The sequence below is a fragment of the Herbaspirillum sp. C9C3 genome, from assembly GCF_013359625.1.
Lineage (GTDB): Bacteria > Pseudomonadota > Gammaproteobacteria > Burkholderiales > Burkholderiaceae_D > Herbaspirillum.
Genome location: NZ_JABFMQ010000002.1, coordinates 17,246 through 39,382, shown reverse-complemented (window position 1 = coordinate 39,382; position 22,137 = coordinate 17,246). Strand labels below are relative to the sequence as shown.

Annotated in this window: 18 protein-coding genes; 7 read left to right on the top strand and 11 right to left on the bottom strand. The window is 61.9% G+C overall.

The window, feature by feature from the left end; all coding sequences use genetic code 11:
* Positions 1–101 precede the first annotated feature (101 nt).
* The 4 genes from sucD to recA form a co-directional block, all read right to left on the bottom strand.
* On the bottom strand, positions 102–983 hold the full coding sequence (gene sucD / locus HNO82_RS02440; RefSeq protein ID WP_013232695.1) for a succinate--CoA ligase subunit alpha: 882 nt from the start codon (positions 981–983) through the stop codon (positions 102–104).
* A 100-nt stretch (positions 984–1,083) separates the two neighbouring features.
* The gene (gene sucC / locus HNO82_RS02435) at positions 1,084–2,244 is read right to left on the bottom strand and encodes an ADP-forming succinate--CoA ligase subunit beta (protein WP_008325557.1); all 1,161 of its coding nucleotides are present in this window, start codon (positions 2,242–2,244) and stop codon (positions 1,084–1,086) included.
* Between the two features lie 516 nt (positions 2,245–2,760).
* A complete protein-coding gene (gene recX / locus HNO82_RS02430; protein WP_008325556.1) occupies positions 2,761–3,225 on the bottom strand; it encodes a recombination regulator RecX in 465 nt (154 codons plus the stop codon).
* A gap of 147 nt (positions 3,226–3,372) precedes the next feature.
* Entirely contained in the window at positions 3,373–4,422 is a 1,050-nt protein-coding gene (recA, locus tag HNO82_RS02425; protein ID WP_008325554.1) for a recombinase RecA, read from the bottom strand.
* Between the two features lie 410 nt (positions 4,423–4,832).
* Here recA and HNO82_RS02420 point away from each other — a divergent pair, with 410 nt between their 5' ends.
* Both HNO82_RS02420 and HNO82_RS02415 read left to right on the top strand, forming a co-directional pair.
* On the top strand, positions 4,833–6,461 hold the full coding sequence (locus HNO82_RS02420) for a tetratricopeptide repeat-containing response regulator (protein ID WP_175342633.1): 1,629 nt from the start codon (positions 4,833–4,835) through the stop codon (positions 6,459–6,461).
* 2 nt (positions 6,462–6,463) lie between these two features.
* Positions 6,464–7,069 carry a sensor histidine kinase gene (locus tag HNO82_RS02415; protein WP_008325551.1) on the top strand — a complete coding sequence of 202 codons (606 nt, stop codon included), beginning with the start codon at positions 6,464–6,466 and terminating at the stop codon, positions 7,067–7,069.
* A gap of 319 nt (positions 7,070–7,388) precedes the next feature.
* Here the strand turns inward: HNO82_RS02415 and HNO82_RS02410 are convergent, their stop codons facing one another.
* Both HNO82_RS02410 and HNO82_RS02405 read right to left on the bottom strand, forming a co-directional pair.
* Entirely contained in the window at positions 7,389–8,351 is a 963-nt protein-coding gene (locus HNO82_RS02410) for a Tim44 domain-containing protein (protein ID WP_008325550.1), read from the bottom strand.
* Positions 8,352–8,568: 217 nt separating this feature from the next.
* Entirely contained in the window at positions 8,569–8,991 is a 423-nt protein-coding gene (locus HNO82_RS02405) for a hypothetical protein (protein ID WP_034349661.1), read from the bottom strand.
* 288 nt (positions 8,992–9,279) lie between these two features.
* Between HNO82_RS02405 and HNO82_RS02400 the strand changes: the two genes are divergently transcribed.
* The 5 genes from HNO82_RS02400 (at position 9,280) to HNO82_RS02380 (ending at position 15,580) form a co-directional block, all read left to right on the top strand.
* Entirely contained in the window at positions 9,280–9,990 is a 711-nt protein-coding gene (locus HNO82_RS02400) for a response regulator (protein WP_008325548.1), read from the top strand.
* 49 nt (positions 9,991–10,039) lie between these two features.
* A complete protein-coding gene (locus tag HNO82_RS02395) occupies positions 10,040–11,626 on the top strand; it encodes a sensor histidine kinase (protein ID WP_175342632.1) in 1,587 nt (528 codons plus the stop codon).
* A 1-nt stretch (position 11,627) separates the two neighbouring features.
* Positions 11,628–11,912 carry a DUF4212 domain-containing protein gene (locus tag HNO82_RS02390; RefSeq protein ID WP_034349659.1) on the top strand — a complete coding sequence of 95 codons (285 nt, stop codon included), beginning with the start codon at positions 11,628–11,630 and terminating at the stop codon, positions 11,910–11,912.
* The gene (locus HNO82_RS02385) at positions 11,902–13,953 is read left to right on the top strand and encodes a sodium:solute symporter family protein (RefSeq protein ID WP_175342631.1); all 2,052 of its coding nucleotides are present in this window, start codon (positions 11,902–11,904) and stop codon (positions 13,951–13,953) included. Before HNO82_RS02390 ends, HNO82_RS02385 begins: the two co-directional genes overlap by 11 nt.
* Positions 13,954–14,200: 247 nt before the next feature.
* Positions 14,201–15,580 carry an MFS transporter gene (locus HNO82_RS02380; protein WP_175342630.1) on the top strand — a complete coding sequence of 460 codons (1,380 nt, stop codon included), beginning with the start codon at positions 14,201–14,203 and terminating at the stop codon, positions 15,578–15,580.
* A 200-nt stretch (positions 15,581–15,780) separates the two neighbouring features.
* On the opposite strand, the gene HNO82_RS02375 is transcribed toward HNO82_RS02380, so the two are convergent.
* The 5 genes from HNO82_RS02375 to HNO82_RS02350 all read right to left on the bottom strand — a co-directional run bounded on the left by HNO82_RS02375 (position 15,781) and on the right by HNO82_RS02350 (position 22,136).
* The gene (locus HNO82_RS02375; protein WP_249776918.1) at positions 15,781–16,323 is read right to left on the bottom strand and encodes a hypothetical protein; all 543 of its coding nucleotides are present in this window, start codon (positions 16,321–16,323) and stop codon (positions 15,781–15,783) included.
* A 1-nt stretch (position 16,324) separates the two neighbouring features.
* Positions 16,325–17,506 (bottom strand): IS3 family transposase, encoded by a 1,182-nt coding sequence (locus tag HNO82_RS22165; protein ID WP_249776917.1) that lies wholly within the window; start codon positions 17,504–17,506, stop codon positions 16,325–16,327.
* Complete coding sequence (locus HNO82_RS02360) at positions 17,499–18,299, bottom strand: DUF3304 domain-containing protein (protein WP_175342817.1); 801 nt, start codon at positions 18,297–18,299, stop codon at positions 17,499–17,501. The genes HNO82_RS22165 and HNO82_RS02360 overlap by 8 nt, the downstream gene beginning before the upstream one ends.
* A 389-nt stretch (positions 18,300–18,688) precedes the next feature.
* Positions 18,689–19,633: a transglutaminase family protein gene (locus HNO82_RS02355; RefSeq protein WP_175342629.1), complete on the bottom strand. Its 945-nt coding sequence runs from the start codon at positions 19,631–19,633 to the stop codon at positions 18,689–18,691.
* A 1-nt stretch (position 19,634) separates the two neighbouring features.
* A complete protein-coding gene (locus HNO82_RS02350) occupies positions 19,635–22,136 on the bottom strand; it encodes a circularly permuted type 2 ATP-grasp protein (RefSeq protein ID WP_175342628.1) in 2,502 nt (833 codons plus the stop codon).
* Position 22,137 lies beyond the last annotated feature (1 nt).

Genomic DNA, 22,137 nt, shown 5'->3' with positions numbered 1-22,137 from the left:
TTTAGGACAGCTCTCCAAAAATGACATGGGGAGCCGGAGCTCCCCATGCTGGTCTTGCGGGTACTGATCTTGCTGCTGTGGCTGGTTCAGCCAGACGCCGATTACAGCACCGACTTCAGCAGACGGCCCATTTCGGACGGGTTGCGGGTGACCTTGATGCCGCACTCTTCCATGATGGCCAGCTTGGCTTCGGCGGTGTCAGCACCACCGGAGATCAGGGCACCTGCGTGGCCCATACGCTTGCCCGGGGGCGCGGTCACGCCGGCGATGAAGCCAACCACCGGCTTCTTCATGTTGTCCTTGATCCAACGAGCAGCGTTGGCTTCGTCAGGACCACCGATTTCACCGATCATGATGACGGCATCGGTGTCCGGATCGTCGTTGAAGGCCTTCATGACGTCGATGTGCTTCAGACCGTTGATCGGGTCGCCACCGATACCGACGGCGGAGGACTGGCCCAGGCCAAGGGCGGTCAGCTGGCCCACGGCTTCATAGGTCAGGGTGCCCGAGCGGGAAACCACGCCGATGCGGCCCTTCTTGTGGATGTGGCCGGGCATGATGCCGATCTTGATTTCGTCCGGGGTGATCAGGCCGGGGCAGTTCGGGCCCAGCAGCAGGGTCTTGGAACCGGCCTTGGCCATGCGGTCCTTCAGGGCCAGCATGTCGCGCACGGGGATGCCTTCGGTGATGCAGATGGCCAGGTCCAGCTCGGCTTCAACGGCTTCCCAGATGGCAGCAGCAGCGCCGGCGGGCGGCACGTAGATCACGGAAACGGTGGCGCCGGTGGCGTTCTTGGCTTCGGTGACGTTGGCATAGATGGGAATGCCTTCGAAGTCTTCGCCGGCCTTCTTCGGGTTCACGCCTGCGACGAAGGCATTCTTGCCGTTCGCGTAGTCGCGGCACATGCGGGTGTGGAACTGGCCGGTCTTGCCGGTGATACCTTGGGTGATGACCTTGGTGTCTTTGTTGATGAGGATCGACATTTCTCTTCCTTGACTGTGATGCCTGCGCCGCGGGCGGCGCCTGGGCTGCAATGGCTTGCAGCCGGCGGCTCGCGCCGCGCAGGCTTGCGTGTTGGGTTACTTACTTGGCAGCTGCCACGACCTTTTGGGCGGCTTCTTCCATGGAATCGGCCGAGATGATCGGCAGACCGGAATCGGCCAACAGCTTCTTGCCCAGGTCTTCGTTGGTGCCCTTCATGCGGACCACCAGGGGCACCTTCAGCGAAACGGCCTTGGAAGCCGCGATCACGCCTTCGGCGATCACGTCACAGCGCATGATGCCGCCGAAGATGTTGACCAGGATGGCCTTCAGTTCGGGGTTCTTCAGCATGATCTTGAAGGCTTCGGTGACCTTCTCGGTGGTGGCACCGCCGCCCACGTCCAGGAAGTTGGCCGGCTCGCCGCCGAACAGCTTGATGGTATCCATGGTGGCCATGGCCAGGCCGGCGCCGTTGACCAGGCAGCCGATGTTGCCGTCCAGGGAGATGTAGGCCAGATCGAACTTGGAGGCTTCGACTTCAGCCGGATCTTCTTCGTCCAGGTCACGGTAGGCGACGATTTCCGGGTGGCGGAACAGGGCGTTGGAGTCGAAGTTGAACTTGGCGTCCAGGGCGATGACCTTGCCGTCGCCGGTCAGGATCAGGGGGTTGATTTCAGCCAGGGAAGCGTCGGTTTCCCAGTAAGCCTTGTACAGACCTTGCAGGTTCTGGCGAGCAGCCGGGATCGATTCGGCAGGCACGCCGATCTTGGCGGCCACGTCGTCGGCTTGCGCGTCGGTCAGGCCATCGATCGGATCGATGATGACGTTGTGGATCTTTTCCGGGTTGCTGTGGGCGACTTCTTCAATGTCCATGCCGCCTTCGCTGGAGGCCATCAGCACGACCTTTTGCGAAACGCGGTCGGTCACCAGGGAAACGTACAGTTCCTTCTTGATGTCAGCGCCTTCTTCGATCAGCAGGCGACGGACCTTCTGGCCTTCAGGGCCAGTCTGGTGGGTGATCAGCTGCATGCCCATGATCTGGTTGGCGTATTCCTTGACCTGCTCGATGGACTTGGCCACCTTCACGCCACCGCCCTTGCCGCGACCGCCTGCATGGATCTGGGCCTTGACGACCCACACCGGGCCGCCGAGCTTCTGGGCTGCCGCTTCGACTTCGTCGACCGACATGCAAGGAATGCCGCGCGGCACGGTTACGCCGAACTGGCGCAGGATTTCTTTACCCTGATACTCATGGATTTTCATGGGAGCTTCCCTTTAGACACTGAATGAATGAAACTTGCCGGATTGAAATTCGGTAGCCGGCATCGAGCCGGCCGACCAGAAAGCAGACTGCAACCCGCAGGCGGGTGTCGCATCCGTTGCCGGATGGAGTCGGGCGCAGGCGTGAGCTGCGCGGGTTGCGAGTGAATTCGTAGAATTGGGCATGTTCATGCCGTCTGCTTTAGTTGGTCTGATATTCGAAACGCGCCAGCTTGCGCCGAAGCGTTCGCATTATCCATTCCTGCTCCTGACGTGGGCCTTGCACCGTTGCGCCGTTTTAACGAACCGGCAACATGCAGTATCTCCTCAGGCTTGCGCGCCGCAGCAAAAACTTCCGAATTCTAGCACACGCCACGCAGCCTGTTGGCTGGTAGCGCTATCAGCAACTGCAAAGCCGCTGGATTACCATGTGACGGGATCAGGACGGGCTGTCCTGGCGGATTTTGTGAGAACAACTGGAAAGCTGTACCGAGCAGGTCTATCCTGCTATTGGCGCTGTCAGAGGGCGTCTTCATCATCCGCCCAGGCCTTCTGGAAGGCTTCGCGGATGCTGCGATGGGAAAAGCCGCGCTGCTGCAGGAAACGCATCTGTTTCGCCCGGGTTTCGGCATCCGCTGGGGGGGCGTCATACTTGCGGCGCAACACCTGCGCGGCACGCTCGCCCTCGCCTGCCGCCAGATCGGCCTTCAATTCGGCAATGGCTTCACCTTCGATGCCGTGACCATGAAGCTCGGAAAAGATGCGCTGATTGCCGTAACGCGCCGAGCGACGATGCACCAGCGATTCGGAAAAACGTTCCTGGGAGAGAAAACGGGATTGCTCCAGCCATTGCAGGAGGGCTTCGATGTCATCGCCCTCTTGCGCGTAAGGGGCAAGCTTACGCGCAAGTTCCAGGCGACTATGCTCACGTGAAGAGAGATATTTGAGCGCCCGTGCTTTCAGGCTGATCGGGGGTCTTGGCATGTTGCGAACTTGCAGTACTGCGGTATTGCCTCTCTCCGAGACCGCCAACACGGCGCGGCACAGAGAGATCAACAAGCACCATCACGGCCTCCAAGGCTCAGGCAAACCCTGTCGCCGCGATAGCGCTTGAATCCTTTAGGCGGGGACTCAGGAAGCCTTGGCTTCCGCTTCGCCACCGGCCAGTTCCGGCACGCCCAGGGCGACGCGGACCTTGTTCTCGATCTCGCGGGCCAGTTCCGGATGTTCCTTGAGATAGTTGCGGGCGTTGTCCTTGCCCTGGCCGATACGTTCGCCGTTATAGCTGTACCAGGCGCCGGACTTCTCGACCACCTTGTGCTCGGAACCCAGGTCCAGAATTTCGCCTTCGCGGGAAGTGCCTTCGCCATACAGGATGTCGAAGTGGGCTTCGCGGAACGGCGGCGCGACCTTGTTCTTGACGACCTTGACCTTGGTTTCGCTGCCGATGACTTCGTCACCCGACTTGATCGACCCGGTGCGGCGGATATCCAGGCGCACGGAGGCGTAGAACTTCAGCGCATTGCCGCCGGTGGTGGTTTCCGGGTTGCCGAACATGACGCCGATCTTCATGCGGATCTGGTTGATGAAGATGACAGTGGTGTTGGTACGGTTGATGCTACCGGTCAGCTTGCGCAGCGCCTGCGACATCAGGCGGGCTTGCAGGCCGGGCAGGGAATCGCCCATGTCGCCTTCGATTTCAGCCTTGGGGGTCAGCGCGGCCACGGAGTCGACCACGATCAGGTCCACGGCACCCGAACGCACCAGGGCGTCGCAGATTTCCAGGGCCTGTTCGCCGGTATCTGGCTGCGAAATCAGCAGGTCGTTCAGGTTCACGCCCAGCTTTTGGGCGTAGGTGACGTCGAGGGCGTGCTCGGCGTCGATGAAGGCGCAGGTACCGCCCAGCTTCTGCATCTCGGCGATCGACTGCAGGGTCAGGGTGGTCTTGCCGGAGGATTCCGGACCGTAGATCTCGATGACCCGGCCACGCGGCAGGCCACCGATGCCCAGGGCGATGTCCAGGCCCAGGGAGCCGGTGGAAACGGCCTGGATTTCCTCGGCGATGACGCCGTCTTCCATGCGCATCACCGAGCCCTTGCCAAACTGCTTTTCAATCTGTGCCAACGCGGCGGCCAGCGCCTTGCTCTTTTCAGAGTTGTTCGCAGCTTTTTTGTCGTCCATAAATCTCTCTCGGCAAAATGTCGTGAAGACGGGTGTCAGGGGGAGGTCTTGCTGATAGGTCTTGCTGATGTTGCTCGGCGACAGTGGATGACCGCCCCGATAGAGCGATACTGTATAAAAAAACAGTGCCCGGTGCAAGCCTTTTTCTCGGCTCTCGATTCATCCCGAGGCGAAAACCACAATTATACGAGAGCCCGCCCAGCCAAAAACTTCATAAATCGCAGAGGAATGATGCGTGGAAGGAAAAAAAGCGGCACACTCGCGCATTGGTAGGAATAATTGGTCAGCCGAGGTCAACTGGCATGCAATCGTCGTCATCGTGCACGATATTGCGCTGCGGCAATCATGCTGCCCCGGCTTTCCGCAATCCCGAACAGATCGTCTCACAGATCGCTTTACAGAACGTTCTCATGAGTTTAGTGCCTTTCAGCCATATCAGCGCCCTGCGCTGCCTGGTCATCGACGACATGCCGACGATGCGCCAGAACATCCGCATGCACCTCGGGCAGCTTGGCGTGACCAAGGTCGACCAGGCCGCCACGCCCGACGAAGCGATCCGCTTCGTGCAATCCGGTACCTATGACCTGATCATCTGCGACTACAACCTCAACAAGGAAAGCAACGGCCAGCAGCTGCTGGAGTTCTTCCGTACGCAGAACATGCTCTCGCCGACCTGCATGTTCATCATGGTGACCGCCGAGAGCGGCTACAACCTGGTAGCCAGCGCAGCCGAGTTCCAGCCCGACGCCTACATGTTGAAGCCGCTGACGGCCAGCCGCATCGCCGAGCGCGTGGACCGCCTGCTGGAAAAGCAGCACGCCATGCTGCCGGTGACCGAGAAGATGAAGCGCAAGGACTTCGCCGGTGCCATCCTCGAATGCGACAGCGTGCTCAAGGCTGCGCCCAAGTGGATCGTGGAAATCATGAAGACCAAGGGCACGCTCTTGATCGAGCAGCGCCGCATCGACGAGGCGCGCGAGGTCTACAAGCAGGCCCTGGCCATGCGCGACGACCTGGTGTGGGCCAAGATCGGACTGGCCCGCTGCAATATCGTGGCCGGCCAGATGGATGATGCGCGCGTGATCGTGGAGGACGTGCTGGCGCAGAACAAGCAGTTCATCGCCGCCTACGACCTGCTGGCGCAGATCGACGAAGCCCAGGGCAACCAGGAAGGCGCGCTGGAGGCGCTGACCAAGTCCTCCGAGATCATTCCCTCGGCGCGCCGCAGTCGGCTGGTAGGCGACGTGGCCTACCGCAGCGGCCACCTGGATCAGGCGCGCGAAGCCTATGACCGCGTCCTCAAGCACACCAAGGGTTCGCTCACGGCACAGCCGACCGACCTGCTCTCGCTGGCCCAGGTTCACATCGACAGCGGCGATCCCGATGCCGCCCTGCGTCTGCTGGAAAGCGCGCCACGTCGCTACGAGGAATCCAACATCTTCGTCTCCGCCCAGGCCGCAGTGCAAGCCCAGGCCTACGTTCAGTTGGGCGATACCATTTCGGCCCAGCAGGCCTTCGAGACGGCCCGCCAGGCCGCCGGCAAGGAAGCCTCGGATACCGCCACCCTGGCCCTGGCCAAGGCCGCCTTCTCGATGGGCAAGGACGAGGAAGGCGCCAAGCTGATCGCCGAGGCAGTCAAGTCCGACCACGAGAACAAGACCCTGCAGATGCTGGCGCGCAAGGTGCTGGCCGATACCGGTCGCGCCAACCTGGCCGAGGAGCTCATCGACGGTGCCGTCAAGCAGTGCATGAGCATCATCGCCGAAGCCAATGCCTTGATGCGCAGCGCCAAGCCCGACGAGTCGCTGGCCAAGCTGGAGCAAGCGCTGGCCAGCATGCCCGAGAATACCGGCGTGCTGCTGGCCTCGGCCCAGTTGCACCTGCTCTGGATGAGCCAGCGCGGCTGGAACGAAGACTATGTCAAGCGCGTGCGCCGCTACCTGGCCACCCTGGACCGTCTGATTCCCGGCAACGATAGAGTCGCCAAGATGCACAAGTTCCTGCGCGACACCCTGACCAAAGTAGCCCCGAAGAGCTGACCATGGATCCCAAGCTTGCCGCGATCATCATTCACGACATCAAAAACTCCCTGGGCGTGCTGGAGGGGGAATTGCGCCGCCTGTCCGACGACGTGCCGCGCGTCCAGCAGGCCCATGTCACCTGTCTGGCCCTGCAGGAAAAGCTGATCGCCTTCCTGACCCTCTACAAGGCAGACTCCCAGGGCCTGCGCGCGCAGGTCGAGGCGGTCTCGCCGCTGGACTTCCTCGATGCGCTGGTGCGCGAGCATGGCGTGGCCCGCAGCAGTGACATCCTGCTGCAGGTGGACGAAACCGACATGCCGCTCATCGGCTTCTTCGATGAACACCTGGTGGCACTGGCGCTGGAAGCGGCACTCCAGAATGCCAGCCGCTTTGCGCGTTCGCAGATCGCGCTGGGCTGCCGCAAGCATCCGGAGGGTGGGGTGATCTTCACGGTACGCGACGACGGCCCCGGCATCGGCACCCAGGAAAAGAAGCCCTCCACCGGACTGGGCATGGACTTGTGCAATGCGATTGCCACCGCCCACAACAAGGAGACCCGGCACGGGGAAGCGCGGCTATCCAATCATCCCGAGGGCGGTGCGCTGTTCGAATTGTGCCTGCCGTAAGTCCATGGGAAGTCCCCGGGCACCAGCACCACTAGCACCACAAGCACCGCCAAGGCGGTGCTTTTTTATTGGCGAGCAGCAACAGGAAGGAAAAGGACGGGAGCGCAGAGGAAAGCCGCGCCATCTGGGCGGTTCCGGGCCGAAATGAAGAGAAATTCAGGCGCGCAATGACAAACGAAGTGAACAAAAAAAACCGCCGGCAAAAGCCGGCGGTAAAACGGACTGGCGACGCTCATCCACTAACCGCCGCCTTCCGCGCCAAACAAATACGTACTACGTGAACGTTCTTGCCAATTCTTGCGGGCTACTAGCCCAGAGCTCAGGCCTGGACTGCATCGAGCTGCTGGATACCTGCCAGCACCCAGCCGCCCTGACCGGCAGCCGGCTTGGACAGGTTCCAGATCTCGGCGAACTGGACTGGCGAGGCGGTCGGGTCTTCCTTGATGAAGCCGAAGAACTTCACGCTGGCCAGGTAATCATTGCCCACCGTTTCCACGCCCAGCACTTCCGCATCCAGCGAGACCACATCGGTCTGATTGGCGACCGCACCGCGTTCCTGGATCTGCAGGCGCAGCTCGGCAAACATCTCGGGGGTGGTGAATTCGCGGATGTCGTTGATGTCAGCCTTGTCCCATGCCGCTTGCAGGCGGATGAAGTAGGTCTTGGCATTGCGCACGAAGCCCACGGTGTCGAAACCGGCCGGGATGCCGTAGGCAGGGGCTGCCTCGGCGTTGCCGAAACCGCCACCAAAACCGCTCTGGGTGGTCGCTGCGGCGGACTGGTCGGTCTTGAGCATGGAGCCGATCTGCGGCGTGGCCGATTGGGTATCAGCTGCTTGCGGTGCGGCGCTGGCCCAGGCCGGTGCCGGTTGCGAGGCTTGTGCCGACTCCGACTTGCGGCGGAACATGCGGATGACGAACATGATCGCCAGGGCGATCAGGGCTACGGTCAGGATGGTGCTGATCATGCTGGCCAGTGCGCCACCCAGGCCGAAGTGCGACAGCAGCGCGCCCAGACCCAGGCCCAGCAGGGCGCCACCCAGCAGGCCCTTCCACATGCTCGGTTTGGCGGCTGCGGCAGCCGGAGCCGCAGCAGGAGCGGCCGGCTTGGCGGCGGCCGCCTGGTTCTGCTGCATCGGCGCAGGGCTCTGCGCCTGACGGCTGGCGCTGGAAGACTGTTTGCCGATCGAACCGCCACCGCCAAGACGCTTGGCTTCGACGGCCGACATGCCAACAGACAGCGTCATGACCGCCACTATCAGCGCGACAAATGCTTTTTTCATGCTATCTCCTAGAGGATTCTGATGATGTGATGCGGTCACATCGGCCGTGATTCTGGAATGTCTGGAACAGGTGTGCCCGGCGGTATCAGCAGCGGCGCGGGCAGGCCGGCGCTGGTCGCACACGCGCAGGATCCTGCTGTCGCACGACGCGAAGCCTCAGGCAATATCAGGGGCAGTTCAGCGGGCGCTGCAAGTCCTGTCGCGCGTGGCGACGGGATCAGGCCCGGGGGGGACGTCCTGCGCGCGGCAGGAACGGGGGTTGCAGGGCGGCATCGCTACGCAGAGCGGGCGCCAGGCGGGAGGTTTGCGGCACCATGGCCAGGGATTGCATCAGCACGGGCTCGTCACCGATACCGGCGTGCGTGGAGAAGTCTTCACCGTTGTCGGCATAGCCGGTGCTGTCGTCGTCGTTGCCAGCCACGTCGGAGAGCGCGGCATGGGACTGGTCCTCACCCACGGCGGGGGCCTGGTCGGACAGGGAAACGGTCTTGGAAACCAGATGCTGGGTCGCCACGGCGGCTTGCACCGGGGCCGGTACCGAGAAGTCGGTGGCGGCCATCGAGCTGGCGTACGTCAGCACCGCTGCAAAAACTTGCACCGGTAACAGACAGATCAGCAGGAGGACCCACAAACGTTTCATCAGATTTTTCCAGCAATGGATGCGAGAAATTATATCAACAAAAATTGCGCCGTCAGCAAGTAAATCTTGCTGACGCTCACTACTATAAGGCCTAAGCGCCCAACTTCAATGACCCGCCTTCAATTGTTACACTTAAAGGCAACAAGATGACCTCCGTCAAGGACAGGCTGCCTCAGGATATCCCTGATTTGCATTGAGATTGCAATTAGTGGAATATGAATGAAAAGCCAGCACAATAATTCAACCATCCGAGACATTTCAGCCGGGCCGCCCCGCTGACCGATTCCTATGCGCATCCTCCTTGCTGAAGACGACAGCGTACTGGCCGACGGCCTGACCCGTTCCCTGCGCCATTCCGGCTATGCAGCCGACTGTGTCAAGAACGGGGTGGAAGCTGATTCGGCCCTGTCCACCCAGGATTTCGACCTGCTGATCCTGGACCTGGGCCTGCCCAAGATGTCCGGCCTGGAAGTACTGCGCCGCCTGCGCGCGCGCAATTCGCGCCTGCCGGTGCTGATCCTGACGGCGGCGGACTCGGTGGAACAGCGCGTCCAGGGACTCGATCTCGGTGCCGATGATTACATGGCCAAGCCCTTCGCCCTCTCCGAACTGGAAGCGCGGGTGCGCGCCCTGACCCGGCGCGGTGCCGGTGGTGGTCCGACCGTCATCCGGCATGGACCGCTGTCCTTCGACCAGGTCGGCCGCATCGCCTACATCGGCGAGCAGATGCTGGAGCTGTCGGCACGGGAACTGGGCCTGCTGGAAGTATTATTGCAACGTACGGGTCGCCTGGTCTCCAAGGAACAGCTGGTGGACCACCTGTGCGAATGGGGAGAGGAAGTCAGCAACAATGCCATCGAGGTCTATGTCCATCGTCTGCGCAAGAAAATCGAGGTCGGCGGCGTACGCATCGCCACCGTGCGCGGACTCGGCTATTGCCTGGAAAAGCTGCCCGAGACCGGTGCCGCACCGCTGGCAGTCTCCAGCGGCGCGGCTTGACGGCGCGCCCTCCGCGGCACTGGCCCCGACAGCCGCGCGCTGAGAACCGATGACCGCGCGCGATCCCTCCCCTGCTGCTGCCTCACCTGCCGAGCCGGCACAGGAGGCGCCTGCCGCCCCAGCCCCCCGCAAGAAACGCCGCGCCGCCCTGGCCACGCAGCCGGTCGAACGCATCCAGCGTTCGCTCTTCGGCGAGATCCTTGACTGGATGCTGGCGCCGCTGCTGCTGCTGTGGCCGATGAGCATCGCCATCACCTATCTGATTGCACAGTCGATCGCCAACCAGCCCTTCGACCGCGCCCTGGAAGACAGCGTGACCGTGCTCGCGCAGCAGGTCTCGGAAGTCAATGGCAAGGTGGTGGCGAGATTGCCGGTGTCGGCGCGCGACCTGCTGCGCGCCGATGACATCGACAACATCTACTACAAGGTCACCGGCCCCAACGGCGAATATGTGGAGGGCGACGTCGACATGCCCCAGCCGCCTGGAGAAGATGAACGCGCCACGCTGGGCACGGTGCAGTTCCGCAATGACATCCTGCACGGCAGCGACGTACGCATCGCCACCCTGCAAGTAGACCTGCGCCGCAGCCCGGCCCAGCGCGCTGCCCAGCACGAGCCGCGCCTGGCCACGGTGCAGGTCGGCGAGACGCTGGAAAAGCGCGCCCAGCTCGCCAATGAAATCATCAAGGGCGTGATCCTGCCGCAGTTCGTGATCCTGCCGGTGGCGCTGGCGCTGGTGTGGTTCGCGCTCTCGCGCGGGCTGTCTCCGCTGTCGGAATTGCAGCAACGCATCCGCGCACGCCGCCCCGATGATCTCTCCCCCATCGATTCCGGCCAGGTCCCCGAAGAAATCTCGCCCCTGGTGCGCTCGCTCAACGACATGCTGGCGCGGCTGTCGCAGACCATCGCCATCCAGAAGCGCTTCATCGCCGATGCTGCGCACCAGATGAAAACCCCACTGGCCGGTATGCGCATGCAGTCCGAACTGGCGCTGCGCCAGGAGGACCAGGACGACGTGCGCCGCTCGCTGGAGCAACTGGCCAAGAGTTCGGAAACCGCCACCCGCCTGGTCAATCAGTTGCTCTCCCTGGCACGTGCCGAAAACCAGCAATCACAATCCGGCGGCATGTTGCCGCTGGAACTCAACGAACTGGCGCGCAGCGTGGTGCAGGACTGGGTGCCGATGTCCTTCACCCAGCGCATCGATCTGGGTTTCGAGCAGCCCGATCACCCCATCCTCATCACCGGCAATGCCGTGATGCTGCGCGAATTATTGTCCAACCTGCTGGACAATGCCCTGCATTACACACCGCACGACGGCAATGGCCGGGTCACGGTGCGCGCCCGTACCGACGAGGGCGGTGGCCTGGCCATCCTCGAAGTGGAAGACAACGGTCCCGGCATCCCGGCCGCCGAACGCACCAACGTCTTCGAGCGCTTCTATCGCATCCTCGGCACGCCCAGTACCGGCAGCGGCCTGGGCCTGGCCATCGTGCGCGAGATTGCGCAGCAGCACGAGGCCGCAGTCGAGCTCACGCACAATCCGCGCAGTACCGATCCCCGCTACCCGGGCAGCCTGTTTCGCGTGTGCTTTCGCATGATGCCGCACACGCCCTTCTTCGACGACATCACCTGACATGGACCACGGCGCCCCTCCCAACGACCCCGGCAACCAATGGCACCGCACTCGCCGCATGACGGCCTGGCTGCTGGCACTGTGGTTCCTGGCCACGTTCTTCTTCATCTATTTCGCGCGCGAGCTGGATCAGGTACACCTGTTCGGCTGGCCGATCTCCTTCTACATGGCCGCGCAGGGCATGATGCTGGTCTACCTGGCCATCGTGGTGATCTACCTGCGCCGCATGCGCCGCATCGAACAACTGGTCAGACGTGAACAAGGTGAGCCCTGGCATGGAGAGTAACAAGGATTTCTTCCGGCGCCTGTGCCGTTACTACGGCCTCTACACGCTGGGCTTCATCATCTTCCTGTGCGTACTGGCCATCCTGGAGCACGAAGGCATGCCGCGCTCATGGATCGGCTATCTGTTCCTGTTCGTCACCATCGGCCTGTATGCCGGCATCGGTGTGGTCTGCCGCACCTCCGACGTGCCCGAATACTATGTCGCCGGACGACGCGTGCCGCCGCTGTTCAACGGCATGGCCACCGCCGCCGACTGGATCTCGGCGGCGACCTTCATCAGCCTGGCCGGCGGCCTCTACCTGCAGGGCTTCGACGGCCTGGCCTACATCATCGGCTGGACCGGCGGCTACTGCCTGGTGGCCTTGCTGATCGCACCCTACCTGCGCAAGTTCGGGCAATACACCATCGCCGATTTCCTCGCCGCGCGCTATCCGGGCAAACCCGGCAGCCACGGTGTGAACGTGATCCGCATCCTGGCGGTGGCAGCAACCATCCTGATCTCCTTCACCTATGTGGTCGCGCAGATCTATGGCGTGGGCCTGATCACCTCGCGCTTTACCGGCATCGACTTTTCCATCGGCATCTTCCTCGGACTGGCCAGCATCCTGGTGTGCTCCTTCCTCGGTGGCATGCGCGCCATCACCTGGACCCAGGTGGCGCAATACATCATCATCCTGTTGGCCTACCTGATCCCGGTGATCTGGCTGTCGGCCAAGCATGCCACCGTACCGGTACCGCCGGTGGCCTATGGCGCGGTGCTGCCCAAGCTCTCGGCGCTGGAACACCGGCTGGAGAGTGATCCCAAGGAACAGGAAGTGCGTCAGATCTTCCAGGCGCAGGCCGATGACTACGACCGCCGCCTGAAGCACCTGCCGCAATCCTGGCTTGACGGCCGCGTGGAAGCGCAGAACCACGCCGCTCAGGTGCGCCGCAATACGCACGCCTCGCTGGCCGACATCAAGGCCGCCAGCCGGGCGCTGTCGGCCTATCCCAAGTCGCCCGAGGAAGCCGAACGCAAATGGACCGAGGCGCGTGCGGCCAATCTGGCGCGAGCGCAACCACCGGTGTCGCAGACCGAACCCTTCCCCGGGCGCGACCAGCAAAGCTCGGACATCAAGCGCAACAACTTCCTGGCGCTGGTGTTCTGCCTGATGCTGGGCACCGCCGCCTTGCCGCACATCCTCATGCGCTACTACACCACGCCCACCGTGGCGGGGGCGCGCAGTTCGGTATTCTGGACGCTGTTCTTCATCATGCTGATCTACCTCACCGTGCCGGCGCTGACGGTACTGGTGAAATACGACATCTACACCTCGCTGGTGGGCAGCAGCTACAGCCATTTGCCGGACTGGGTGTATTACTGGGCCAACATGGACAAGCTCAATCCGCTGGTCTCCATCCATGATCTCAACCACGACGGACTGGTGCAGCTGGGCGAGATTTCCATGGATGGCGACATCATCGTGCTGGCCATGCCGGAGATCGCCGGGCTGCCGTATTTCGTTTCCGGACTGGTGGCCGCAGGTGGCCTGGCCGCGGCGCTGTCGACGGCGGACGGACTGCTGCTGACCATCTCCAATGCCCTCTCGCACGACGTCTATTACAAGGTGGTCGACCCGAGCGCCTCCACACAGAAGCGCGTGACCATCTCCAAGCTGCTCTTGCTGGTGGTGGCCTTGCTGGCGGCCTATGCGGCCTCGCTCAAACCGGGCGACATCCTCTCCATGGTCGGCGCAGCCTTTTCGCTGGCAGCCTCCACGCTGTTCCCGGCACTGGTGCTGGGGGTCTTCTGGAAACGCGCCAACCAGCCCGGAGCGATTGCCGGCATCGTCTGCGGCTTCCTCATGTGCGTGTATTACATGCTGCATACCAATCCCTCCTTCGGCGGCAGCGTGGCCGGGCAGTGGTTCCATATCGCACCGATCTCGGCAGGCATCTTCGGCGTGCCGGTCGGCATCGCCGCCATGGTCATCGTCAGCCTGCTCACGCCGCCGCCGGATGAAGCCACCATCGCGCTGATCGATCATATCCGCACGCCCTGAGCAGAACCGGCTGAGGCCGGCGCGCATGCTGCGCTCCGGTTTTGGACAATTTCCTTCATCCAAGCTTCTCCCCCTGCCTGCCGCGGTCCGGCCGGCGGGGGCCTTTGTGCTTTCCTTCACAAAACACGATTTTGTTCGCCTACCGCACAGATGCGCAATGACCGAACACATTCGTTCGGCATTGTTTTATACTTTTCGCACAAAAAAACAAAACAGCCGTACCCCCCAACAATCAGAAGAGAGAGACATGAGACCGCAAACCCCTGCCCTGGACGTCCAGGCTTTCATCAACCGCGAGCCCTTCTCGCGTTATCAATGGCTGATCTTTGCGCTGTGCTTCTTCGTCGTCCTGCTGGACGGCTTCGACACGGCTGCCATCGGCTTCATCGCCCCGTCGCTGCTCAAGGACTGGGGCATCGCCAAGCCGGACCTGGCGCCGGTACTCAGTGCCGCCCTGTTCGGCCTGGCCGCCGGTGCGCTGACCTCAGGTCCCTTGGCCGACCGCTATGGCCGTCGCAAGATCTTGCTGCTGTCGGTACTGGTGATGGGCACCGCCTGCATGGGCTCGGCCTTCGCCGGCAACCTGCAGGAGCTGACCATCCTGCGCTTCCTGACCGGCCTCGGCCTGGGCGCGGCCATGCCCAATGCCGTCACGCTCACCAGTGAGTACAGCCCGGCGGCCCGCCGCGCCATGCTGACCAATGCCATGTTCTGCGGCTTCCCGCTGGGAGCGGCGTTGGGAGGCTTCCTGGCCGCGTGGATGATCCCGCTGTGGGGCTGGCGCAGCGTGTTGATGCTGGGTGGTGCCGCTCCCCTGCTGCTGTTGCTGGTGATGCTGCCCAGCCTGCCGGAGTCGGTGCGCCACATGGTGGCCAAGGGTTACCCGGCCGGGCGCATCGCTGCGGTCCTGCGTCGCATCTCCTCCTCGGCGGCCAATGTCAGTCGTTTCACCCTGACCGAGACCGGCCCGCAGGGCGACGTCGCCAATGGCAAGAGCGGCATCGCCATGCTGTTCGAACCGCGTTACCTGATCGGCACCTGCATGCTGTGGCTGGCTTACTTCATGGGGCTGGTGATCTTCTATGCGCTGGTGAACTGGATGCCGGTGCTGTTCAAGGATGCCGGCCTGGCCCCCAGGACGGCCACGCTCATTGCTGCACTGTTCCCGCTGGGCGGCGTGGGGGCCATCCTGGCCGGCTGGCTGATGGACCGCTACAACGCCAACCGGGTCATCGCCATCGGCTTTGCCGCCACCGCCGTGGCCGTGTTTGCCATCGGCCAGGCGGCGGGAAATGTGGGTGTACTGACGGTGGTAGTCTTCGTCGCCGGCAGTCTGATGAATACCGCGCAATCGTCCCTGCCGGCGCTGGCCGCCGCTTACTACCCGACCCGTGGTCGTGCCACCGGCGTGGCGTGGATGCTGGGCGTGGGCCGCTTTGGCGGCATCGCCGGTTCCTTCCTGGTAGCCGAACTGACGCGCCGTCAACTGGGCTTTGGCGAAGTGTTCGCGGTGGTGGCCACGGCTGCATTGGTCTCGACCGTGGCGCTGCTGGTCAAGCAGGCTTCGGACCGCAACCGTCCTGACGGCGGCAAGCCGCTGATGGTCGCCGATGCCGGAGCGCACTGACCTGCCAGCCTGAAATGAAATGGCCACTGATCTCGCGATCAGTGGCCATTCTTTTTGCGTACTCATGTGACACCATAACCGTTCTACCGTGGGCTGGCACCAAAAGGAGGAAGTCATCCTGGCGGTGAATATTGCGATGATGTCAGGCTGGAAGAAGAGCGTTTCTGCGTGCCGAGCATAGCCCACACGTAACTTGCCTGCTATTGACTTGCCTGGCTCATGCGCGGCATTTGCATCGTATCCTGCATCTGTTTGATGCGGGCGGCATTGGCATCGTCTTGCTTGCGGGTTTCATCTTCTTCCTTGGCATCGGTCACGCCGAAGGCATCGGTCGCACGCGTCTGGAAATAAAGCGTCGAAGACAGCAAGTGATCGTGCCAACTGGTCAACATCGTGTCGTGCACCAGCAGATCGAACAGCGCCATGACATCGTCCGGCAGTGTTGTCTTGCCGCTGGAGGCTGCGATCCAGGCGTCACCCAACAGGAACTCTTCGGGGCTCATCAGGGGGCGGGCGGGGCGGTAAGTCGGCGGCATTCCAGGCGGACTCATTCCCTTTGCCCGCCAGGGGGCTTCACGTTCATCCATCAATTTTTGCCATTGGCTCTTGCGGCGTGGCTCATCATCGATCCGCTTTTGCTCTTGTGCGCGCATCTCGACGATTTTTTTGGACTCTGAATCAAGCCGTTCCCACACGCTGACGAAAGGACGATGCGCTGTAATGACCCAGCCAAACCTGCTCACCTCAAGCAGCTAAAGCAAACGCCTCAGCTGGTGTCTTCATCCCCAGCGCCTGATGCGGCCGGCGGTGGTTATAGAAGCCGATCCAGTCGCCAATGATGCGACTGGCATGCTGCAATGTTTCGAAGCGATGTCGATGAGCACACTGCTCCTTCAGGGTTCTGATGACGCGTTCAACCATGCCATTCTGCTGCGGGCAATGCGGCGTGATGAACTCTTGCTGCAGTCCGTAACTGCGGACCAACGCTGTGTAACTACGGCTGGTGAACACTAGCCCATTGTCAGACCTCAGCAAGAACGGGGCCGTCACGCGACCCAGCGAGCCATAACGTGCGATCAGCGCTTGCTCCAGGGCCGACTCTGCCGTCTTCGACTTGCCCGAACGCGACAGATGCCAGCCCAGTAATTCCCGCGTGTGGCAATCAATCACCAGGGCTAGCACCGCCCAGCCATCGCGCCCTGTCCAGATCCGACACAGATCGGTTGCCCAGCGCTGGTCTGGTCCTGTGGCTACCGACGGCAAGGCCTTCACCCTGGGACGGAAACCAATGGGCCGCTTCTTGACCTGCCAACCTTTGATCTGGAAGATCCTTTGCACCGTGTTCTTATTGAACCCGAGCAGGCCAGCCACCGTGCGATAGCCGAAGGACGGCTCTTCCAGGATCATCTTGCGAATGGGTTCGGCAAAGCGCTCCTGCACCTTGGTTCCGATCTTGGTCGGAGAAGCCAGCTTTGCGACACCATCCAGCTTGTCTACGCCGGTGGCCTCCTTGGCGGTGGACTTTGCTTTGTCCATCACCGCCTTGCCGGTGTTTGTCGCGACCTTCAATGCGCCGGAGACAATGGCGTTACTTGCTGCATCATCATTCAGGGGCGTACCTAGTCCGGAATAGTAAAAGGGGTACCAGAATTCATTCGGCGTATTTTTTCTTCGCCTATCATTGTTATCACGATAAGCCTCCCATAAGCGGGAAATGTTCGAGTAGCGGGAACTGGTTGGATCATCCAAATCTTTGGAACGTCCGAAACCATCAAAAAAGAATCCCATGTGAATATCGCACTGACAAGTGAGCTTTTCAGCCTTTCGCGTTGCTGCAATATGTGCCGCCATTCCAAGAACGACCTTGGGCGGAGTCTTATCCGCGGGACTGATAGCGCCATCATCCGAGGTCTGGACTTCAGCCATTGCTTTCCCCGGTTTTGGCATGTTTAAATTTATTAGCTTTTATTTCACGTCGCGTTTCCGCTGAAAGCGTCTCTAACTCACGTCCGAATTCGCCGGGCTTTCCTTTTGTAGACTTAATGATTTGCTGCACCACCGGATGCTGATCAAAATCCTTGTTAACAAAGAGGGTGTAATAAACATACTGCTCCAAATCGCCATTATCAGTCAGACGATACTTTTTCCATCCTTCGGCGGCGACGCGAGCCGTGCGGCGAAAGACAGCGAACTCATCAAGTTTCCCCTGAGGATTCATGAGATCTTTATGTTTCTGCATGAGGCGATAATCGACCTCTGCGAAATCAATACGCGAACCTCTCAAATCCGTTCGGAACTCAAATTCGATGTGATCATCCGGATAAAAATGCAGCCCTAATATTCTGGTGCCGGCTCCTCCTTCGACTTTGGTGGGAGGTAGATGCACCTCCGTTTTTTTCTCTATGTATTTAATCGGAGCGTATAAGTCCTTAATTGCTTCATCAGCGTCATACACCCGCCAGTCAACGGTAAATTCTGTTCCTTTCAACGAGTAACAACAACTAAGACGGCCCTCTCCGGAACCGGGCGGCAAATCTCCACCGCCGCTGGCCCTGTTGCCGTATTTGTCCGTGACGACAAAACGGCTCAAGTTATATGGCGTGTAATTAAACCCCTCAACACTCAAGCCCTTATAGGTCGGTTCCGATGAAAAGGCATCACAGCCGGCCAATGAGACAAGCAGCGCGAGACACGGCGAGACGAGACCTGCTTTTTTCATGCTTTTTCCTTGAAACCAAGTTGGTGTGCCGTTCAGCTCGTGCCGCCGACGGCGATCCCTGGAGGACGTATATTTTTTCTGATGTTGCCCGAGATTGAACATGTCGATGCGCCTTGACGGGCGTTTTGACGATGCGTGATGCGGATTGTTCCCGCAGTGCAGGAATTCATGGTGCGCGGCATGAAGGCTGCGCGAGGCGCGCAAGGCTGGCTTGAGCGCGGGAACGCGAGAGAATCTAGAACCCATTTCATAAATAGGCGTGAGATGCGTTCTAATGAAGTGCAAGGCCTGCGGCAAATGCGATACCGTCTCCCCCAGAAGAGCAGAGAGGCATTCCACGGAAATCCGTGACGGGCCATTTTTCTTGGGTTCGAAAAGAACGACGCGGCTCAGATCGACAGCTGCAAACCCTGCGCTTCCTCCCCTGGCAACACCGTCACGGCCACCTGCATGCTCTGCTGCCCCCCACCGATGAGCACGCCGCGCAAGGGCGAGATGTCGAGGAAATCGCGTCCCCAGCCCAGCGTGATGTGACTGGTATCGGGGAAGACGCCATTGGTCGGGTCGGCATCGATCCACGTCCCTTCGCCACCGTCCGCACCGGGGCAATACACCGAGACCCACGCATGCGAGGCATCGGCACCGATCAGGCGCGGCTGCCCGGGCGGCGGTTCGGTCAGCAGATAACCGCTGACGTAGCGCGCGGCCAGTCCCATGGAACGCAGGCAGGACAGCATCAGATGCGCAAAATCCTGGCACACGCCACGGCGATTGACGAAGACTTCGGTCACCGGTGTGGAGACGGTGGTCGCTGCCGGATCGAAAGCGAATTCCTCATGGATGCGCATCATCAATGCGCGCACCCCCTCCACCACCGACAGGCCGGGACTGAAGCACTCGGCCGCATAGCGGATGAACTCGCGCTTGATGCGCACGTGCGAGGATTCGAACAGGAAATTGGACGCCTCCAGCATGCCCGGCGCCATCAGGCGCCCGCCGTGATAGGCCATCACCGTGACGGCTTCTTCCCACGGCATGCCCGGCTGCGGCTGGGCACGCGGCGTGAGCGCAACCCAGGAATCGGCCTGCACATCCAGGCTGGTGTGATCGGTATCGAGCGAGAAAGCCTTGATGACATTGCCGAAATTGTCCTCGTAGCTGCGCACCAGTTGCGGCCCCGGCAGGATGTTGACGGTGTGCGAGAGACACTGCTGCCACGGCAGTTCGCGCGGCGTCAGGTGCAGTACCTGATGCGACAGCCGCACCGGCAGCGAATACTGGTAAGTGGTCTGGTGATGGATGCGGTAGACGTAGCGTTGGTGCCGGGCAGTCATCTCATACCCCCTGGCTGACCGGTGCGGTCAGCGGCGTGAAGTAATGGCGCGAGAGATCGTCGGAGAGCATGTAGCCACCGCTGACGGCATCGCGCATCAATTGCGTCAGGCGTGCATTGGCCTGCGCGACATGGGGATGATCGTGCGCAAACTCGTTGAGGTTCATCGCTTCGAGCTGGGTGGACAGATGCGAGGGAATGGTCATGCTCAGCAAACCCAGCTGCTGCGCAATCTCGCGCATGTATTGCTGCAGCATGCGGAACTGGTAGGCCATGCCATGCGGATTGCTCACGTCGAACACCAGCAGGTGCAGCACCGGCAGCCACTCCGGCGTGCGCCGATAACGCACGCGATAGGTGACGATGCTGCTGGCCGCCTCCAGCAACCACGAGAGCGCGGCGGTCTGGCGCTGCGGCGGCAGGCGCAGGAAGTTGTCCAACAGCGCAGCCATGTTGGCCATGCGTTCGATGTGACGGCCCACCATCAGGAACTGCCAGCCGGCATCGCGCGTCATGTCGTCCAGCGCATGACCGGCCAGGCCCGAGCAGGCATCGATCACGTTGCCCAGCACGTGCTGCGCGGCGGCGGGCGTATTGATGCGTTCCTGCACCATGGCCGGCATTTTGGTCAGCGCGTGCCAGTTGTCCAGAGAAAGATGTTCGCGCACCTGATAGGCGGCATTGGCGAGCTGGCGCAATTGCGTGGCCACGCTCACCGGTGCGGACGGATCGACCACCGCAGCCTGCAGACTCTGCTGCAGGCCGGTGATGGTCGGGCGCGGTTCGGATTTGGGCATCTGCACACCCAACTGACTGCAGATCCACGACACGCTGCCCAGCATGCCGCGACTCTCGGTCTGGCCATCCATCGTGTATTGCAGCGTGGTGCGCAAGAGGCGCGAGAGATTCTTCACGCGCTCCGAATAGCGCCCCATCCAGAACAGGTTCTCGCCCGAGTGCGAGGAGACGTCGACCGTGCCCCTGATGACCGTGACGTTTTCTGCACCATGACGCTCATCGGCCATGGAGGCGTCGGGCCGCTCCTCTTCGCGCAGTACCCACACATCCTTGCTGGTGCCGCCCTGCTGCATCGAGACCACATCGCGCCGCTGGCGCGGCGCCACGCGCGTGAGACCGCCCGGCATGACCTGATACCCCCCCTGACCATCGGCTACCGCAAAGACGCGCAGACTGATGGTGCGGTTCATCAGGCGATAGTCACCACTGCGCGACATCACCGGTGCCTGCGACAGCCGTACCCATTCCTGGGCGGCATAGGCATGCGGCTGCAATTGCAGGCTTTCGATCAGACGACGACGCGCCGCCCCCGTGACGGTATGCCCGAAGACCGGCTGCATGCGCATCGAAGAAAATGCCGGCACGATCACTAGCTCATCGAGATGCGCCAGTGTGTAATCGAGCGCCGGTTTCTCGCCACACCACCACGACGCCACCGAGGGCAGCAGCAGCGATTCGCCATACAGGCGTTCGTTGATGGCCGGCAGGAAACCGTGCAGCGCCGTCGACTCCAGCACGCCACTGCCCAGCGAATTGGCGATGACCACATTGCCCAGCCGTGCGGCCTGCGTCAGGCCCGGCACACCGAGAGCGGAATCGGCGCGCAGTTCCAGCGGATCACAATAGTCATCGTCCATGCGGCGCAGGATGGCGTGCACGCGGCGCAAACCGTTGAGCGTCTTCAGGAACACCTGGTCGCTGCGCACCGTCAGGTCCACCCCTTCCACCAGCGGGAAGCCCAGCGTATGGGCAAGGAAGGCGTGTTCGGAATAGGTTTCGTTGTAGGGGCCCGGCGTGAGCAGCACGATCAGCGGCACCTCGCCCTGGGCCGGTGCCAGGCGCGTCAACATCGCGCGCAGGGTATGGAAGTAGCGGTGCGGCGACTCCACGTGCATGTCGCGCAGCGCCTCGGGCATGGCGCGCGCCATGATCTGGCGGTTCTGCAGCGCATAGCCGGTACCGGACGGACCCTGCGTGCGGTCCGACACCACCCACCAGGTACCATCGCCCGAGCGCGCCAGATCGATCGCATAGGCATGCAGATGCACGCCGCCCGGTGGCTGCCAGCCGTGGCAGGGCATCAGGTAGCCGTGCTGGCCGAACACCAGCGCGGGCGGCAACAGACCTTCGGCGATCAGGGTCTGGGGGCCGTAGATGTCGGCGAGCAGGCCATTCATCAGACGCGCCCGCTGGGCCACGGCGCGCTCCAGGAAATCCCATTCCTCGGAGGACACCAGGTGCGGCAGCAGATCCAGCTCCCAGGGGCGGTTGGCGCCCTTGGGGTCGGCATAGACGTTGTAGGTCACGCCATCGGAGGCGATGGCGTCGCGTACCTCGTTGGCGCGCCGGCGCAGCATCTCCGGCGAGAGGTTTTCAAGCTGGTCGATCAGCGTTCGCCAGTGCGGGCGCAGGCGGCCGTCGGCGGCCAGCATCTCGTCATAACGATCGCTGGCGACCGAATAGCTTTCCAGTAGACGCTGGGGCATA

Excerpts from the sequence above, each read along its gene's own strand:
- sucD (WP_013232695.1), bottom strand. The coding sequence starts at position 983 with ATGTCGATCCTCATCAACAAAGACACCAAGGTCATCACCCAAGGTATC.
- sucC (WP_008325557.1), bottom strand. The coding sequence starts at position 2,244 with ATGAAAATCCATGAGTATCAGGGTAAAGAAATCCTGCGCCAGTTCGGC.
- recX (WP_008325556.1), bottom strand. The coding sequence starts at position 3,225 with ATGCCAAGACCCCCGATCAGCCTGAAAGCACGGGCGCTCAAATATCTC.
- recA (WP_008325554.1), bottom strand. The coding sequence starts at position 4,422 with ATGGACGACAAAAAAGCTGCGAACAACTCTGAAAAGAGCAAGGCGCTG.
- HNO82_RS02420 (WP_175342633.1), top strand. The coding sequence starts at position 4,833 with ATGAGTTTAGTGCCTTTCAGCCATATCAGCGCCCTGCGCTGCCTGGTC.
- HNO82_RS02415 (WP_008325551.1), top strand. The coding sequence starts at position 6,464 with ATGGATCCCAAGCTTGCCGCGATCATCATTCACGACATCAAAAACTCC.
- HNO82_RS02410 (WP_008325550.1), bottom strand. The coding sequence starts at position 8,351 with ATGAAAAAAGCATTTGTCGCGCTGATAGTGGCGGTCATGACGCTGTCT.
- HNO82_RS02405 (WP_034349661.1), bottom strand. The coding sequence starts at position 8,991 with ATGAAACGTTTGTGGGTCCTCCTGCTGATCTGTCTGTTACCGGTGCAA.
- HNO82_RS02400 (WP_008325548.1), top strand. The coding sequence starts at position 9,280 with ATGCGCATCCTCCTTGCTGAAGACGACAGCGTACTGGCCGACGGCCTG.
- HNO82_RS02395 (WP_175342632.1), top strand. The coding sequence starts at position 10,040 with ATGACCGCGCGCGATCCCTCCCCTGCTGCTGCCTCACCTGCCGAGCCG.
- HNO82_RS02390 (WP_034349659.1), top strand. The coding sequence starts at position 11,628 with ATGGACCACGGCGCCCCTCCCAACGACCCCGGCAACCAATGGCACCGC.
- HNO82_RS02385 (WP_175342631.1), top strand. The coding sequence starts at position 11,902 with ATGGAGAGTAACAAGGATTTCTTCCGGCGCCTGTGCCGTTACTACGGC.
- HNO82_RS02380 (WP_175342630.1), top strand. The coding sequence starts at position 14,201 with ATGAGACCGCAAACCCCTGCCCTGGACGTCCAGGCTTTCATCAACCGC.
- HNO82_RS22165 (WP_249776917.1), bottom strand. The coding sequence starts at position 17,506 with ATGGCTGAAGTCCAGACCTCGGATGATGGCGCTATCAGTCCCGCGGAT.
- HNO82_RS02360 (WP_175342817.1), bottom strand. The coding sequence starts at position 18,299 with ATGAAAAAAGCAGGTCTCGTCTCGCCGTGTCTCGCGCTGCTTGTCTCA.
- HNO82_RS02355 (WP_175342629.1), bottom strand. The coding sequence starts at position 19,633 with ATGACTGCCCGGCACCAACGCTACGTCTACCGCATCCATCACCAGACC.
- HNO82_RS02350 (WP_175342628.1), bottom strand. The coding sequence starts at position 22,136 with ATGCCCCAGCGTCTACTGGAAAGCTATTCGGTCGCCAGCGATCGTTAT.